The sequence below is a fragment of the Streptomyces sp. NPDC086549 genome (assembly GCF_044746205.1).
Classification (GTDB): Bacteria; Actinomycetota; Actinomycetes; order Streptomycetales; family Streptomycetaceae; genus Streptomyces.
Genome location: NZ_JBIVBS010000001.1, coordinates 947,361 through 963,886, shown reverse-complemented (window position 1 = coordinate 963,886; position 16,526 = coordinate 947,361). Strand labels below are relative to the sequence as shown.

14 protein-coding genes and 2 tRNA genes are annotated in these 16,526 nt (G+C 68.8%); 14 read left to right on the top strand and 2 right to left on the bottom strand.

Going from position 1 to position 16,526, the window contains the following annotated elements; genetic code table 11:
- Positions 1 to 66: 66 nt before the first annotated feature.
- Together ACIPSA_RS04390 and ACIPSA_RS04385 are read left to right on the top strand one after the other, a co-directional pair.
- Positions 67 to 675 carry a DJ-1/PfpI family protein gene (locus ACIPSA_RS04390; protein WP_402628570.1) on the top strand — a complete coding sequence of 203 codons (609 nt, stop codon included), beginning with the start codon at positions 67 to 69 and terminating at the stop codon, positions 673 to 675.
- A 49-nt stretch (positions 676 to 724) separates the two neighbouring features.
- Positions 725 to 1,063, top strand: a complete 339-nt coding sequence (locus ACIPSA_RS04385; RefSeq protein ID WP_402628568.1) for a hypothetical protein — start codon at positions 725 to 727, stop codon at positions 1,061 to 1,063.
- Between the two features lie 103 nt (positions 1,064 to 1,166).
- Here the strand turns inward: ACIPSA_RS04385 and ACIPSA_RS04380 are convergent.
- Positions 1,167 to 1,237: transfer RNA gene (locus ACIPSA_RS04380), tRNA-Gly, on the bottom strand.
- 165 nt (positions 1,238 to 1,402) lie between these two features.
- Between ACIPSA_RS04380 and ACIPSA_RS04375 the strand changes: the two genes are divergently transcribed.
- From ACIPSA_RS04375 to clpX, 5 genes are all read left to right on the top strand, one after another.
- Positions 1,403 to 1,479, top strand: a tRNA-Pro gene (locus ACIPSA_RS04375).
- A gap of 189 nt (positions 1,480 to 1,668) precedes the next feature.
- Positions 1,669 to 3,063 (top strand): trigger factor, encoded by a 1,395-nt coding sequence (tig, locus tag ACIPSA_RS04370; RefSeq protein ID WP_402628567.1) that lies wholly within the window; start codon positions 1,669 to 1,671, stop codon positions 3,061 to 3,063.
- Between the two features lie 357 nt (positions 3,064 to 3,420).
- The gene (locus ACIPSA_RS04365; protein WP_402629477.1) at positions 3,421 to 4,026 is read left to right on the top strand and encodes an ATP-dependent Clp protease proteolytic subunit; all 606 of its coding nucleotides are present in this window, start codon (positions 3,421 to 3,423) and stop codon (positions 4,024 to 4,026) included.
- A gap of 70 nt (positions 4,027 to 4,096) precedes the next feature.
- A complete protein-coding gene (locus ACIPSA_RS04360) occupies positions 4,097 to 4,762 on the top strand; it encodes an ATP-dependent Clp protease proteolytic subunit (protein ID WP_402628565.1) in 666 nt (221 codons plus the stop codon).
- A gap of 168 nt (positions 4,763 to 4,930) precedes the next feature.
- Entirely contained in the window at positions 4,931 to 6,217 is a 1,287-nt protein-coding gene (clpX, locus tag ACIPSA_RS04355) for an ATP-dependent Clp protease ATP-binding subunit ClpX (RefSeq protein ID WP_402628564.1), read from the top strand.
- 77 nt (positions 6,218 to 6,294) lie between these two features.
- On the opposite strand, the gene ACIPSA_RS04350 is transcribed toward clpX, so the two are convergent.
- Positions 6,295 to 7,224, bottom strand: coding sequence for a hypothetical protein (locus ACIPSA_RS04350; RefSeq protein ID WP_402628562.1), 930 nt, complete (start codon positions 7,222 to 7,224; stop codon positions 6,295 to 6,297).
- 135 nt (positions 7,225 to 7,359) lie between these two features.
- Between ACIPSA_RS04350 and ACIPSA_RS04345 the strand changes: the two genes are divergently transcribed.
- The 7 genes from ACIPSA_RS04345 to mreD all read left to right on the top strand — a co-directional run bounded on the left by ACIPSA_RS04345 (position 7,360) and on the right by mreD (position 16,491).
- Positions 7,360 to 9,984 (top strand): valine--tRNA ligase, encoded by a 2,625-nt coding sequence (locus tag ACIPSA_RS04345; protein ID WP_402628560.1) that lies wholly within the window; start codon positions 7,360 to 7,362, stop codon positions 9,982 to 9,984.
- A 219-nt stretch (positions 9,985 to 10,203) separates the two neighbouring features.
- Positions 10,204 to 11,718, top strand: a complete 1,515-nt coding sequence (locus tag ACIPSA_RS04340) for a bifunctional folylpolyglutamate synthase/dihydrofolate synthase (RefSeq protein ID WP_402628558.1) — start codon at positions 10,204 to 10,206, stop codon at positions 11,716 to 11,718.
- 11 nt (positions 11,719 to 11,729) lie between these two features.
- Complete coding sequence (locus tag ACIPSA_RS04335; protein ID WP_402628556.1) at positions 11,730 to 12,089, top strand: DUF4233 domain-containing protein; 360 nt, start codon at positions 11,730 to 11,732, stop codon at positions 12,087 to 12,089.
- A gap of 64 nt (positions 12,090 to 12,153) precedes the next feature.
- Positions 12,154 to 12,567 carry a nucleoside-diphosphate kinase gene (ndk, locus tag ACIPSA_RS04330; protein WP_030943193.1) on the top strand — a complete coding sequence of 138 codons (414 nt, stop codon included), beginning with the start codon at positions 12,154 to 12,156 and terminating at the stop codon, positions 12,565 to 12,567.
- Between the two features lie 1,151 nt (positions 12,568 to 13,718).
- Entirely contained in the window at positions 13,719 to 14,738 is a 1,020-nt protein-coding gene (locus tag ACIPSA_RS04325; protein ID WP_004931372.1) for a rod shape-determining protein, read from the top strand.
- A 116-nt stretch (positions 14,739 to 14,854) separates the two neighbouring features.
- Entirely contained in the window at positions 14,855 to 15,799 is a 945-nt protein-coding gene (gene mreC, locus ACIPSA_RS04320) for a rod shape-determining protein MreC (protein WP_402628555.1), read from the top strand.
- Positions 15,800 to 15,813: 14 nt separating this feature from the next.
- The gene (gene mreD, locus ACIPSA_RS04315; protein ID WP_402628553.1) at positions 15,814 to 16,491 is read left to right on the top strand and encodes a rod shape-determining protein MreD; all 678 of its coding nucleotides are present in this window, start codon (positions 15,814 to 15,816) and stop codon (positions 16,489 to 16,491) included.
- The last annotated feature ends 35 nt before the right edge of the window (positions 16,492 to 16,526 follow it).

Genomic DNA, 16,526 nt, shown 5'->3' with positions numbered 1-16,526 from the left:
GCCTGAGAGACGCGCCTGAGAAAATCGGCCACCAGTGCCGTACTTCCGAACTTCCCAGGGGATCCCATGCGGGCAGCCGTGGTCACCTTTGACGGATTCAACGAGCTCGACAGCTTCATCGCCTCCGCGCTGATCAACCGGTGCCGCAAGGACGGCCTGGAGGCCTTCATCACGACGCCGACGCCGGTGGTCACGTCCATGAACGGCGTCGAGGTGACCGGGCAGCGCCCGATGGAGTTCGTGACCGAAGCCGACGTCGTACTGATCGGCAGCGGGGTGAAGACGCGCGACGTGGTCGCCGACGACCGGCTGATCTCCAGGCTGCCGCTCGACCCCTCCCGGCAGCTGATCGGTGCGCAGTGCTCCGGCGCGCTGGTGCTCGCCCGGCTCGGACTGCTGGACGGCATGCCCGCCTGCACCGACACGAAGAGTCGGCCCTTCGTCGAGGCCTGCGACGTCACCGTGCTGGACGCGCCGTTCCACGCCGAGGGGAACATCGCCACGGCGGGGGGCTGCCTCGCGTCCCAGTATCTCGCCACATGGGTGATCACCCGCACCCTCGGGGAGGACGCCGCGCGCGACGTCCTCGACTATGTGGCTCCGGTCGGCGAGAACCAGGAGACCGTCGAGCGCGCCCTGCGCGCCGTCCACGCGGGCGAGGCCGCGTCGCTCTGACACCCCGAGCGGCCGGCCCGGGGGCCGGTCGGATGGAGGCATCCGCACAATGATGGGCACTGAGCCCGTGGGACTACTGCGCGTGTTGATCGTCTACGAGCGTCCTTCGGCGCACCGGGTGGTCTGCCACGCCCGCAGCGTCAGTCTGGAGCGGGGGGTCTTCCTCGGCGATTCGGTACTCCCGGTGGACAGCCCACCGGGAGCCGCGATTCCCCCGGCCCGGGTGGTCCGTATGCACCGGGAGCCGTTCGGGGAGTTCACCGAGTTGCCCGCCGTCTGGAGCGCTGTCGTCGAGCTCGAGGGCCCGGACCTGTCCTGGGTGCAGCTTGAGGCGAAGCTCCGGGCGGTCCCGCCGACAACCGGCACGGAGCAGGGACAGGCGGGCTGAGTCCACGGACCCGCGGGGGGACACCCCGGGCTGATCGCAGCACCAGGAAACGATCAGGGCCAGGCGGAGGAATCATCCTCTGACCTGGCCCTGAGCCGTACAGAGCGGGCGACGGGAATCGAACCCGCGTAGCTAGTTTGGAAGACTAGGGCTCTACCATTGAGCTACGCCCGCACGGGACGCGCCACAGATCGTCCGACCGCGGCACAGGAGGCATCGTAGCGGGTCGCATGCGGTCGCCGCACACTTCATTGCGTACGACCCCACCGCGCGTCCGGCGGCTCGGCAAATGCGGCGTCTGCACTGCCTGCGGGCATGTACCCTACGTGTCGCACCAGACGGGGTGTGGCGCAGTTTGGTAGCGCGTCCGCTTTGGGAGCGGAAGGCCGTGGGTTCAAATCCCGCCACCCCGACCACCGGCCGAGAACATTCGTCGGCCACGCCCGGTGATCGCCTTTTGGGGCGTCCAGCTGCTGCGGTTACTATGCAAGCTGCGCGCCCGTGTGTCCCGGCCCACTCGGCCTACGAACTCCTCCGGGCGGCTATCCGCCGGACCTTTCTGGCTCCGGCGAAAACCAAGAAGTCAGCCACAAGGAGACCGAACCGTGAAGAGCGCCGTGGAGACCCTGAACCCGACCCGGGTTCGGCTCACTGTCGAGGTGCCCTTCGAGGAGCTCAAGGACAGCCTCGACGCGGCGTACAAGAAGATCAACCAGCAGGTCACGGTGAAGGGCTTCCGCAAGGGCAAGATCCCGGCCCGTGTCATCGACCAGCGGTTCGGTCGCGGTGCGGTGCTTGAGGAAGCCGTCAACGACGCGCTCCCGAAGTTCTACACCGAGGCGGTCAACGAGGCCGAGCTCAGCCCGCTCGGCCAGCCCGAGGTCGACATCACGGAGCTGAAGGACGGCGAGACGCTGAACTTCACCGCCGAGGTCGACATCCGCCCGGCCCTGGAGATCCCGGACTACTCCGGTATCGAGGTCGAGGTCGACGCCGTCGAGGTGACCGACGAGGACATCGAGAAGTCGGTGGAGCAGCTCCGTGAGCGCTTCGCCTCCACCTCCCCGGTCGAGCGTGCCGCCGAGGACGGCGACGTCGTCACCATCGACCTGGAGGCCAAGGTCGACGGCGAGGTCCTGGAGGACGGCATCGCCGACGGTGTCTCCTACACCATCGGCTCCGGCGAGCTGCTCGACGGCATCGACGACGCCGTGAAGGGCCTGGAGGCCGGTGGCGAGGCCACCTTCACCTCCGAGCTCAAGGGCGGCTCCGCCGCCGGCCGGGAGGCCGAGGTCACCGTCAAGGTCACCCAGGTCGCCGCGCGCGAACTGCCCGAGCTGGACGACGAGTTCGCGCAGCTCGCCTCGGAGTTCGACACCCTCGAGGAGCTCAAGGCCGACAGCCGCAAGCGCCTGGAGAACATGAAGCAGTACGACCAGGCCACGCAGGCCCAGGAGCGTGTCCTGGACAAGCTGCTCGAACTGGTCGAGGTCCCGGTCCCCGAGAAGCTGCTCGAGGACGAGATCAACACCCGCAAGCACAACCTGGAGCACCACCAGCTCGGCCAGATGGGCCTGACCCTCGACAAGTACCTGGAGATCCAGGGCAAGACCGCCGAGGAGTTCGAGACCGAGACCCGCGAGGCCGCGGTCAAGGGCATCAAGACCCAGTTCGTCCTCGACGAGCTGGTCAAGCTGGAGAAGCTCAACGTCAACCAGGAGGAGCTCACCGAGCACCTCATGCGGCGTGCCGCCTCCTCCGGCATGTCCCCCGACCAGTTCGCCCAGGCCGTCGTCGAGGGCGGCCAGGTGCCCCTCCTCGTCGGCGAGGTCGCCCGCGGCAAGGCCCTGGCCGTCGTGGTCGAGGCCGCCACGGTGAAGGACACCAACGGCGAGATCGTCGACCTGGAGGACGAGGACGAGGTCGAGGCCGCCACGGAGACGGTGGAGGCCGTCGAGGGCGCCGCCGAGGGCGCGGACGAGGAGAAGGCCGAGGGCTGAGCCCTACGGCGCCTCTGACGGCGTGGACGGGCCCTGGGGACCAACCCCGGGGCCCGTTGTCGTACCCGGGTGCGAGTGCTGGCCCCGGGGCCGCGGGGCTGTGACAGGTGCGGCTCCGCCGAGTGGGCGCGACCAGCCACAACGCACCCGCACTCGGCAGCGCACCGAATCCCCCACGGAACTACGCCCCCGGCGAACACCCTCATCTCCGGGATTCGTCGAGGGGGCCTGAGCGTTAGGGTCCATGAGTACGGGGGCAGGGGAGTCTCCTGAAGCCCCCCGCCAAGCCTCCGGCAGGACCACGCGAGACGGCCCGGCGCCGTCGTAAGACGAGCAGGTGGATACGTGACGAATCTGATGCCCTCCGCCGCCGGCGAGCCCTCCATCGGTGGTGGCCTCGGCGACCAGGTCTACAACCGGCTGCTCGGCGAGCGGATCATCTTCCTCGGCCAGCAGGTCGACGACGACATTGCCAACAAGATCACCGCACAGCTGCTGCTGCTCGCCGCCGATCCGAACAAGGATGTGTACCTCTACATCAACAGTCCCGGCGGCTCGGTGACGGCCGGCATGGCGATCTACGACACCATGCAGTACATCCCGAACGACGTGGTCACCATCGGCATGGGCATGGCGGCCTCGATGGGCCAGTTCCTGCTCACCGGCGGCACCGCCGGCAAGCGCTTCGCCCTGCCGCACACCGACATCATGATGCACCAGGGCTCCGCGGGCCTCGGCGGTACGGTCTCGGACATCAAGATCCAGGCCCAGTACCTGCTGCGCACCAAGAAGACCATGTCCGAGCTGACCGCGCTGCACTCCGGCCAGACCGTCGAGACGATCGTCCGTGACGGCGACCGCGACCGCTGGTTCACCCCGGAAGAGGCCAAGGAGTACGGTCTCATTGACGAGATCATCACGCATGCCTCCGGTGTTCCGGGTGGCGGCGGCACCGGTGCCTGACCGGCCCGGTTCCGCACGCTCCGTCGAGTACTCCAGCCCCCAGAACGCCACCAGGACGGTGAACACGCATATGAGCAATTTCCCCGGCGCCGCCAGCGGCCTCTACGACGGGCCGCGGCCCGAGAGCCGCTATGTCATTCCGCGCTTCGTCGAGCGCACCTCCCAGGGCATCCGCGAGTACGACCCGTACGCGAAGCTCTTCGAGGAGCGCGTGATCTTCCTCGGCGTCCAGATCGACGACGCCTCCGCCAACGACGTCATGGCGCAGCTGCTGTGCCTGGAGTCGATGGACCCCGACCGGGACATCTCGATCTACATCAACAGCCCGGGCGGCGACATGACCGCCCTCACGGCGATCTACGACACGATGCAGTTCGTGAAGCCCGACATCCAGACGGTGTGCATGGGCCAGGCGGCCTCCGCCGCGGCCATCCTGCTCGCCGCCGGTACGCCCGGCAAGCGCATGGCGCTGCCGAACTCCCGCGTCCTCATCCACCAGCCGGCCGGCTCCACCGGCCGCGGACAGCTCTCCGACCTGGAGATCATCGCGAACGAGTTCACCCGGATGCGTACGCAGCTGGAAGAGATGCTCGCCAAGCACACCAACCGGCCGATCGAGAAGGTCCGTGAGGACATCGAGCGCGACAAGATCCTCACGGCCGAGGAGGCGCTCGAATACGGCATCGTCGACCAGATCATCTCCACCCGGAAGATGAACAACGCCTCAGTCCGCTGACGCGGAGGACCCGCCCTTTGTGGTCCTTGGCACGGTGCACGTCAAAGTGAACCGTGCCAAGGGGGGCCCGAACGGGGGGCCCGGCAAGGTACCGTCGGACATAAGGCAGCACCAGGAGCCGCTGGACTCTAGCGTCCAGGCGTCTCCCAGGCGAAGGGGAAGCACACCGTGGCACGCATCGGTGACGGCGGCGATCTGCTCAAGTGCTCGTTCTGCGGCAAGAGCCAGAAGCAGGTCAAGAAGCTCATCGCAGGGCCCGGTGTGTACATCTGCGACGAGTGCATCGATCTCTGCAACGAGATCATCGAGGAGGAACTCGCGGAGACGAGCGAGGTGCGCTGGGAGGAACTCCCCAAGCCCCGCGAGATCTACGAGTTCCTGGAGGGCTATGTAGTCGGCCAAGAGGCCGCCAAGAAAGCTCTCTCAGTCGCGGTGTACAACCACTACAAGCGGGTTCAGGCGGGGGAGAACGGCGGCGCCCAAGGCCGCGACGACGCCATCGAGTTGGCGAAGTCCAACATCCTCCTGCTGGGCCCCACGGGCTCCGGCAAGACACTCCTCGCACAGACGCTGGCGCGCATGCTGAACGTTCCGTTCGCCATCGCGGACGCGACGGCTCTCACGGAGGCCGGCTATGTGGGCGAGGACGTAGAGAACATCCTGTTGAAGCTCATCCAGGCCGCGGACTACGACGTCAAGAAGGCCGAGACGGGGATCATCTACATCGACGAGATCGACAAGGTCGCGCGGAAGAGTGAAAACCCTTCCATCACCCGCGACGTGTCGGGCGAGGGCGTACAGCAGGCCCTGCTCAAGATCCTCGAAGGCACCACGGCCTCGGTCCCGCCGCAGGGCGGCCGCAAGCACCCGCACCAGGAGTTCATCCAGATCGACACGACGAACGTCCTGTTCATCGTGGGCGGCGCGTTCGCGGGCCTGGACAAGATCATCGAAGCCCGGGCCGGCGCCAAGGGCATCGGCTTCGGCGCGACGATCCGCTCCAAGCGTGAACTCGAAGCCAAGGACGTCTTCGAGGACGTCATGCCGGAGGACCTGGTCAAGTTCGGCATGATCCCCGAGTTCATCGGCCGTCTCCCGGTGATCACGTCGGTCCACAACCTGGACCGCGAGGCCCTCCTGCAGATCCTGGTGGAACCCCGCAACGCCCTGGTCAAGCAGTACCAGCGCCTCTTCGAACTCGACGGCGTGGAGCTGGACTTCGAGCGCGAGGCCCTGGAGGCCATCGCCGACCAGGCCATCCTCCGCCAGACCGGCGCCCGAGGCCTCCGCGCCATCATGGAGGAGGTCCTCATGTCGGTGATGTACGAGGTCCCGTCCCGCAAGGACGTGGCCCGAGTCGTCATCACGGCGGACGTCGTCCACTCGAACGTGAACCCGACCCTGATCCCGCGGGAAGCTCGGGGACGCGGGCAGGGCGAGCAGAAGACCGCGTAGCCGCACCACCGCGCACGACGAAAGGGGCCCCGGCCGGGCGAACCGGCCGGGGCCCCTCTTCGTTCGGGGCCGAGGTGTCAGGCCTTGACGCGTACTTCCTTGCGGAGCTTCGCCGTCATCTCGGCCGCATCCGCCGGGTCGGTGGACTTCCCGGCGAGGACGTCCGAGTACTGCATGGGCATCACCATGCCGAGCGTGCTGTGGTCACCCCAGACGCAGAACGTGAACTTGATGGTCTTCGCGATGCCCGACGAGCCGCTCTCGGTGTTCTTGGCGCTGGCGGTCTGGCACTTGAGGACCGCACCGTCCAGCGAGCTGGGCGTGTACACCTTCGGGCTGCCCTCGAAGGTGACGTCGTCCTTCTTGGCGTCCTTCTTCGAGTAGGCGAAGAAACCGTCGACGGCCTTCTCCGGGTCGTCGATGGTGCCGTAGACGCCGCCGAAGGTGATCATCTTCGTGGCGAGGGGGTTGTCCTTGTTCTCCACCTTGTAGCCGGCGCTGACGTCCTTGGCGTCCTTCACCCCCCACGACTCGGCGTCCTTCAGGTCGCCGTCCGACATCGGACCACCGGCGTCGTCGCTCTTCTTGTACTCACCGAGCACCACCGCCGGGGTGGTCAGCTTGTGCGCACCGTCGTCGGGGACGTCGGAGCCGCCGCTCGCGCTTCCCTTCCCGACCACGAAGAACACGCCCACCCCGACAGCCGCCACCACGGCCACCGCGCCGATGATCAGGCCCGTCTTCTTCTTGCCGCCGCCCGGAGCCGGCGGCTCGGGGACGGCGTACCCGGGCTGGCCGTAGGGAGCCGTGGGCTGGCCGTACGGGTTCTGCTGCGGGGGGACGCCCTGCTGGGGGTAGCCGTAGCCGGGCTGGGCGGGAGGGGCCTGCTGGGGGTAGCCGTAGCCGGGCTGGGGGGCCTGCGGCGGCTGGCCGTAGGGACCCGGCTGGCCGTACGGTCCAGGCTGCTGAGGCTGCCCGCCGTACGGGCCCGGCTGGTTGTGACTCATTTCTGGGTTCCCCTCCAGAGCTTATGTGTTCCTGACATCCTGGCGCAGGCACAGGAAGCCCACTGCATCGGGGGGCGCACCGTTACAGAAGAATCGCGTTTCGGGACTGGGTCGTGACACCTCTAAACTGACCGGGTGACCGACAACGCTCAGCAGCAGCCACCAGCGCCCGACCCCGAACTGCCGACCCAGTACGCGCCGGCCGATGTAGAGGGGCCGCTGTACGAGCGCTGGGTAGAGCGGGGTTACTTCGAGGCGGACGCGAAGAGCGACAAGCCCGCGTACACCGTCGTCATCCCGCCGCCGAACGTCACCGGCAGCCTGCACCTCGGGCACGCCTTCGAGCACACGCTCATCGACGCCCTCACCCGCCGCAAGCGGATGCAGGGTCACGAGACGCTGTGGCAGCCCGGCATGGACCACGCCGGCATCGCCACGCAGAACGTCGTCGAGCGGGAGCTGGGCAAGGAGGGCAAGTCCCGCCACGACCTGGGCCGTGAGGCGTTCGTCGAGCGGGTCTGGCAGTGGAAGGCCGAGTCCGGCGGGCAGATTTCCGGCCAGATGCGGCGCCTCGGCGACGGCGTCGCCTGGTCGCGTGAGCGCTTCACCATGGACGAGGGCCTGTCCCAGGCCGTTCAGACCATCTTCAAGCGGCTCTACGACGACGAGCTGATCTACCGCGCCGAGCGCATCATCAACTGGTGTCCGCGCTGTCTCACCGCGATCTCGGACATCGAGGTCGAGTACCAGGACGACGACGGCGAACTGGTCTCCATGAAGTACGGCGAGGGGGACGACACCATCGTCGTCGCCACGACCCGTGCCGAGACCATGCTCGGCGACACCGCCGTCGCGGTCCACCCCGAGGACGAGCGCTACAAGCACCTGGTCGGCAAGCTCATCAGGCTGCCGCTGACCGACCGCTCCATCCCCGTCGTCGCGGACGAGCACGTCGACCCCGAGTTCGGCACCGGCGCCGTCAAGGTGACCCCGGCCCACGACCCGAACGACTTCGAGATCGGCCAGCGCCACAACCTGCCCGCCATCACCGTGATGGACGAGCACGCCGTCATCACCGTCCACGGCCCCTTCCAGGGCCTGGACCGCTTCGAGGCCCGCTCCGCCATCGTGGCCGCCCTGCGCGCCGAGGGCCGGATCGTCGCCGAGAAGCGGCCGTACGTCCACTCCGTCGGCCACTGCTCGCGCTGCAAGACCACCATCGAGCCGCGCCTGTCCATGCAGTGGTGGGTCAAGGTCGGCCCGCTCGCGAAGGCCGCCGGCGACGCGGTCCGTGACGGCAAGGTCAAGATCCACCCCCAGGAGATGGAGAAGCGCTACTTCGACTGGGTCGACAACCTCCACGACTGGTGCATCTCACGGCAGTTGTGGTGGGGTCACCGGATTCCGGTCTGGTACGGCCCTGACGGCGAAGTCGTCTGTGTCGGCCCGGACGAGGAGCCTCCGAGCGGTGAGGGCTGGCGTCAGGACACGGACGTCCTCGACACCTGGTTCTCGTCGGGACTGTGGCCCTTCTCGACGCTGGGCTGGCCCGAACAGACCGAGTCGCTCGCGAAGTTCTACCCGAACTCCGTCCTGGTCACCGGCTACGACATCCTCTTCTTCTGGGTCGCCCGGATGATGATGTTCGGCCTGTACGCGATGGACGGCACCCCGCCGTTCCACACCATCGCCCTGCACGGCATGGTCCGCGACCAGTTCGGCAAGAAGATGTCGAAGTCCTTCGGCAACGCGGTCAACCCGCTGGACTGGATGGACAAGTACGGCTCCGACGCGCTCCGGTTCACCCTCGCGCGCGGCGCCAACCCCGGCGTCGACGTCCCGATCGGCGAGGACTGGGTCCAGGGCTCCCGCAACTTCGCCAACAAGATCTGGAACGCCACCCGCTTCGCGCTGATGAACGGCGCGACGGTGGACGGCCCGCTGCCGGACCCGGCGAAGATGTCGGCGACCGACCGCTGGATCCTGTCCCGCCTCAACTCGGTCGTCGCCGAAGTCGACGCGTTCTACGACGACTTCCAGTTCGCGAAGCTGTCCGACGCCCTCTTCCACTTCGCGTGGGACGAGGTCTTCGACTGGTACGTCGAGCTGTCCAAGACGACGTTCCAGGCGGGCGGTGAGGCGGCCGAGGTCTCCAAGCGCGTCCTGGGCGAGGTCCTGGACGTCACCCTCAAGCTGCTGCACCCGGTCGTCCCGTTCGTCACCGAGACCCTGTGGACCACCCTCACGGGCGGCGAGTCGGTCGTCATCGCCGAGTGGCCGGCCGACAGTGGCTTCCGTGACAAGACGGCCGAGCTGGAGATCGAGTCCCTCCAGTCTGTCATCACCGAGGTCCGCCGCTTCCGCGCCGACCAGGGTCTGCAGCCCGGCCAGCGCGTCCCGGCCCGCCTCACCCTCGACGGCACGGCGCTGGCCCCGCACGAGGCCGCCATCCGGCAGCTCCTGCGCCTCCAGCCGGAGGGCGAGGGCTTCACCGCGACGGCGACCCTGCCGGTCGCCGGCGCCGAGGTCGCCCTCGACCTCTCCGGCACGATCGACGTGGCGGCGGAGCGCAAGCGCCTCGCGAAGGACCTGGCCGCCGCCGAGAAGGAGAAGGCGCAGGCCACGGCCAAGCTCGGCAACGAGGCGTTCCTCGCGAAAGCCCCCGACCAGGTGGTCGAGAAGATCCGCACGCGGCTGGCCAAGGCGGACGAGGACATCGCCCGTATCCAGGCCCAGCTGGACCGCCTCCCCCAGGCGTAAGGGCCCGTACGGCACTGAGGCCCCCGGAGCTGCGAGGTTCCGGGGGCCTTCGCCGGTCTCGGGGGCGCGGGGCCGCGTGAATGCGCGGCTCAGCCGCGTGGGCGGGATCGACCACGGGCGACCGCGTCCCCCTGACAACAGGAGCCACTCCGCCCCCTCGGGCGCACGATCTGCCAGGCCACCGCACCCTTTGTCACCCCGGCTCCGTAGACTGGCCTTGTGAGCGAAGCGCCCGGCACCAGTGACACGCCCGACCCCCTCGACGCCTTCGAAGAGATCATCGCCGAGGAGACCGACCGCGACCCCGACCTCGCGGTCATCGAGGCCGGCAGCCGCACCTTGCGCACCCAAGGCGGCGCGCCACAGGCAGACGTACCCGCGAGGCCCGAGGACCCCGAGGTCGACAAGGCCCTGCGCGAGGTCGAGACCGAGCTGGCCACCCGCTGGGGCGAGACCAAGCTGGAGCCGTCCGTCAGCCGCATCGCCGCGCTGATGGACGTGCTGGGGGAGCCGCAGCGGTCGTACCCCTCGATCCACATCACCGGCACGAACGGCAAGACGTCCACGGCCCGCATGATCGAAGCCCTCCTCGGCGCCTTCGACCTGCGCACCGGCCGCTACACGTCCCCGCACGTCCAGTCGGTCACCGAGCGCATCAGCCTGGACGGCGCCCCGATCTCCGCCGAGCGCTTCATCGAGACGTACCAGGACATCAAGCCGTACATCGAGATGGTCGACGCCCAGCAGGAGTTCCGGCTCTCCTTCTTCGAGGTGCTCACCGGCATGGCGTACGCCGCGTTCGCGGACGCGCCCATCGACGTCGCCGTCGTCGAGGTCGGGATGGGCGGCAGCTGGGACGCGACGAACGTGATCGACGCCGACGTCGCCGTGGTCACCCCCATCGACCTGGACCACACGGACCGGCTCGGTGAGACCCCCGGCGAGATCGCCACGGAGAAGGCCGGGATCATCAAGCAGGACGCGACGGTCATCCTGGCCCAGCAGCCGGTGGACGCGGCGCAGGTGCTGCTGAAGAAGGCGGTCGAGGTCGACGCGACGGTGGCCCGAGAGGGCCTGGAGTTCGGCGTGATCGAGCGCCAGGTCGCCGTCGGCGGCCAGCTCCTCACCCTGCGCGGCCTGGGCGGCGAGTACCCCGAGGTGTACCTCCCCCTGCACGGCGCCTACCAGGCGCACAACGCGGCCGTGGCCCTCGCCGCGGTGGAGGCGTTCTTCGGCGTCGGCGCGCAGCGCGCGCAGCCGCTGGACATCGACACGGTCCGCAAGGCCTTCGCGGCGGTCTCCTCGCCGGGCCGCCTGGAGGTCGTGCGCCGCTCGCCCACGATCGTCCTGGACGCCGCGCACAACCCGGCGGGCGCGCGGGCCACGGCCGAGGCGATCGGCGAGGCCTTCGACTTCAGCCGTCTGATCGGTGTGGTGGGCGCGAGCGGCGACAAGAACGTGCGCGGGCTCCTGGAGGCCTTCGAGCCGATCTTCGCGGAGATCGTCGTCACGCAGAACTCCAGCCACCGGGCGATGGACGCCGACGAGCTGGCCGCGATCGCCGTCGAGGTGTTCGGCGAGGAGCGGGTCCAGGTCGAGCCGCGGCTGCCCGACGCCCTGGAGGCCGCGATCACGCTGGCCGAGGAGGAGGGCGAGTTCGCGGGCGGCGGTGTACTGGTCACCGGCTCGGTCATCACGGTGGGCGAGGCCCGCCTGCTGCTGGGCAAGGGCTGAGGAGGATTTTCATGCGTACGCTCTGCTCCTCGACCCTGATCGGCGAGTTCTTCGTCATCGGCTTCGCCGGCCTGGTGGCGATGAAGGACCCTGACCTGTCGACGTCGACCGTGTGGACGGTCAGCGGCATCGCCATGTTCCTGTGCGTGGCGCTGTGCGGCGTGGTGACGCGTCCCGGGGGAGTGGCCCTCGGCTGGGCGCTTCAGATCGCGCTGATCGCCTCCGGCGTCTTCGTCCCCACGATGTACTTCATGGGCGCGGTGTTCGCGGCGCTGTGGTGGGCCTCGGTGCACTACGGACGGAAGATCGACGAGGCGAAGGCCCGCTTCGCGGCCCAGGCCGACGCCTCCACTACACCTGACGCTGCGTAACGGGCGGCCGGACACGCCCTGTAACCTCGTTGCACCGCACACGTCAGTAAGAAGGAGCCTCCCCGTGACCCAGCGCACCCTCGTCCTGCTCAAGCCCGACGCCGTCCGTCGCGGCCTGACCGGCGAGATCATCAGCCGTATCGAGCGGAAGGCCGGCTGGCAGATCACCGCGCTGGAGCTGCGCACGCTGGACCAGGAGACCCTGGAGCAGCACTACGGCGAGCACAAGGGCAAGCCCTTCTACGAGCCGCTGGTGGAGTTCATGGCCTCCGGCCCGGTGGTGGCCCTGATCGTCGAGGGCGAGCGCGTCATCGAGGGCCTGCGCGCTCTGGCCGGCCCCACCGACCCGATCGCCGCGGCCCCCGGTTCCATCCGCGGCGACTACGGCGTCATCGTCCGCGAGAACCTGATCCACGCCTCCGACTCCGAGGAGTCGGCGGAGCGCGAGGTCAAGATCTTCTTCCCTGGCCGCGCGTAACCGTTCCGGGGGCTGAGCGGATCCCACCTTGGTCCGCCGACCGGGCCGGTCTGCCGACCGGGTCCCGAGGGACCGGAAAATACCGGTGCCGCCCTAACCCCCCGACGGCTTCCGCCCCGGCCGGGCGTGCCGGTCGCGGGGGCGCGGGGGAGGTCTGTGGGGCGGCGGGGTCCGCGGGGTCGGAGAGGGCCGGTGCTGCTCTACGGTTCCGATGGCTTCTGGTCTCGGCGGGGCGTGCCGGGCGCGGGGGTTCGGTGGCGAGGGGGTGGCTGCCTGGTGGGTTTGGCGGTCCTGACGGTCGGTGGACGTCGTCCGTCGGCTTCTTCTTGTCCCGCCGGGGGCGACCGCCTCGCAGGACGGACCCGTACCTGAAATCCGATCCTGCGGTCAGGCGTGGTCTCGTCGGTCGGCGGGAGGGACCCGAGGGTTCGGCGGCGGAGTTGGCGGTCGGAGCTGGTCGGTGGACGCCGTCTGTCGGCCCTTCCCGGCCCCCTCGGTGGCGACCGTCCGGCAGAGCTCGCCCGTTCCCGAAGGAGAGGGCCGGTGCTGCACTGCAGCCCCGATGGTTTCCGGGTCTGGCCGGGTCTGGCCGGGTCCGCCGGTCGCCGAGGCGCGCGGGGGCGGCCCGCACGTGAAGTTCGACCCTGTCGTCAGGTGTGGCCTCGTCCGCCTGGTGGTTGAGGCGGTCGGTTCGGGCGTCTGCCTAGTCGCCATGGCCCATGGACGGATGGGCTGCCCCGATCGGAAAGGCGCCGAAGCCCCGGCGGTGCCGGCCGTTGGGTCGCTCCCGTCCGTCCCGGTGTTCCCGGCGGAGCCGTGCGCGGAGCCGTCCACGGCGGGGGTGCGCGTAAATATTTTCGGGAATTTTTCTGAGAGTCCGTCACCTCGACCCGGCTGCCTGACCTGCGGTGGCCGTACGTTTTCGGCCATCCTTTGGCATATGCGTGGCGATCGGGGGAACGAGTGCCCCCGTTGGGTCGTCTCCAGAAGCGAGGCGGCACAGCGCATGCTGACAATGGCGAAGACCCTCGCGCAGTGTTCGTGCAGGCGCGTCTACGATGGAAGCCTTCACGTCACAGCACCCACCTCGCCGACCTGAAAAGCCCTCAAAAGCTCGTGGGAAGGCCAGACGAATCCTGATGGGGAACTCAATGTCGTTCATCGGCCGTGACATGGCTGTCGACCTCGGGACCGCCAACACGCTGGTGTACGTCAGGGGTCGCGGGATCGTACTCAACGAGCCGTCCGTTGTCGCGATCAACACCAACACCGGTGGCATCCTGGCGGTCGGCGCGGAAGCGAAGAAGATGATCGGGCGGACCCCGGGCAACATCGTCGCCGTGCGTCCGCTGAAGGACGGTGTCATCGCCGATTTCGAGATCACCGAGCGGATGCTCCGCTACTTCATCCTGAAGATCCACAAGCGGCGGTATCTGGCCAGGCCGCGCGTCGTCGTCTGCGTGCCCTCCGGCATCACCGGAGTCGAGCGCCGCGCCGTCATCGAGGCGTCGTCCCAGGCCGGTGCGCGCCAGGTGCACATCATCGAGGAGCCCATGGCCGCCGCCATCGGTTCCGGCCTGCCGGTCCACGAGGCCACCGGCAACATGGTGGTGGACATCGGCGGCGGCACCACGGAGGTCGCGGTCATCTCGCTCGGCGGCATCGTCACCGCCCAGTCCATCCGCGTCGCGGGCGACGAGCTGGACAACGCGATCATCCAGCACATCAAGAAGGAGTACAGCCTCCTCCTCGGTGAGCGGACGGCCGAGCAGATCAAGATCACGATCGGTTCGGCGTACGATCTCGACGCTGACGAGCACACCGAAATCCGCGGCCGGGATCTCGTCTCCGGGCTGCCCAAGACCGTCGTCATCTCCGCCGCCGAGGTGCGCAAGGCGATCGAGGAGCCCGTCAACGCGATCGTCGACGCCGTGAAGACGACGCTCGACAAGTGCCCGCCGGAGCTGTCCGGCGACATCATGGACCGAGGAATCGTTCTGACCGGCGGCGGCGCCCTGCTGCGCGGGCTCGACGAGCGGCTGCGCCGCGAGACCGGCATGCCGATCCACATCGCCGAGGACCCGCTGGACAGCGTCGCGCTCGGCTCCGGCAAGTGCGTCGAGGAGTTCGAGGCACTGCAGCAGGTCCTGGACGCCCAGCCGCGCAGATGATGTAACTCTTCGATTCCGCCGTACGAGATGATCTCCTCTCGTGCGGCGGATCGTTGATATAGAGGCATAACCTCCCACAAACTTCATTCCAATGAGGAAGGGCACGGCCGCCGCACGTGAGGGACACGAAAGAGAGCCGGCTGCTCCTGGTGCTGCTGATCGCCATCGCGTTCGCGCTGATCACGGTGGATATCCGCGGCGGCCAGAACTCCCCTGTCGACGGCGCCCGGCAGGCCGCGGCCGCGGTCTTCGGTCCGATCGAGAACGGGGTGTCGTCGGCGGTCGATCCCGTAGGAAATGCCGTCTCCGCCATCCGCAACTCCGGCGAACGGCACGACCGGCTGGCGAAGCTGGAGAAGGAGAACGCGGCCCTCAAGGCGAAGCTCGGCAGCGACGACCGCAACCGCAGCCGCCTCAAGCAGCTCGACAAGATGCTGAAGGTCGCCGGCGAGGGCCAGTACGGCATCAAGGGAGCCGAGGTCATCGCCATAGGGGCGGCGCAGGGCTTCTCCTGGACCATCACCATCGACGTCGGCGCCAACGACGGCATCAAGCGCGACATGACCGTCCTCAACGGCGACGGTCTCGTCGGCCGCGTCACCACGGTCGGCCCGGACGCCTCCACCGTCCTGCTCGCCAACGACCCCGACTTCACGGTCGGCACCCGCATGGAGGGCAGCGACGAACTCGGCTTCGCCTCCGGCCAGGGCGACCGCCCGCTGCGCGTCGAACTCCTCAACGGCAAGGCGGAGGTGAAGAAGGGCGACCGGCTCGTCACCTTCGGCTCCCAGGCCGACAAGCCCTTCGTGCCGGGCGTCCCGGTCGGCATCGTCTCCAGGGTCGACCCCTCCGGCGGCGGCCTGACCCGCACCCTCTACGTCACGCCGTTCGTCGGCTTCACCAAGCTCGACATCGTCGGCGTCGTCGTCGAGGCCCCGAAGAAGGACCCGCGCGACGAGGTGCTCCCGGCCAAGCCGAAGCCGACCCCGACCCCGACGGTGACCGTGACGGTCACCCCGTCCGCCTCCGCGACCGCCAACGACCAGCAGCAAGAGCAGTAGGAGCTGAATCCCCCATGCGTTTCAACCGGATCCTGCTCTCCACCACGCTGGTCGTCGTCGCCCTGGTGGTCCAGGTGAGCGTCCTCGCCCGCCTGCATCTCCCGGGCGCCGTCCCGGACATACTGCTGCTCACCGTCCTCGGCCTGGCCATGGTGTACGGCCATGTCGGCGGCGCCCTCATCGGCTTCGGCGCCGGACTCCTCGCCGACCTCGCCCCGCCCGCCGACCACGCGGCCGGCCGCTACGCCCTGGTGCTGTGCGTCATCGGCTACTTCGCCGGACTCATCAAGCCGGAGAACGGCCGGCTCAAGTCGGCCACCGGCCCCATGCTCGTCGTGGTCGCCGCCGCGATCGGCTCCACGGTGCTGTACGCCGGTGTCGGCGCCCTCGTCGGTGACACCGCCGCCCGTCATGTCGGCATGACCAGCCTGCTGTTCACCGCCGCCCTGTACGACCTGCTGCTCGCCCCGTTCGTCGTCCCCGCGGTCATGGCCCTGGCCCGCAAGGCCGAGAACAACCCCCTCGCGGAGACCAACTCCGCGGCCAAGGGCACCGATATCTCCTCCGGCTGGCTCTCCTCCGGCACCGGCCTGCGCATCGGCGGCCAGCGCGGCGGCCTCGGCAGCCTCAAGACCAAGGCCCGCACCCGCACCGCCCGCGTCGGCCGCATCAAGGGGGTCAAGCGGCTGTGAGCGCATGCCAGTTGGCCGGCGGCCGGGCGCACAGG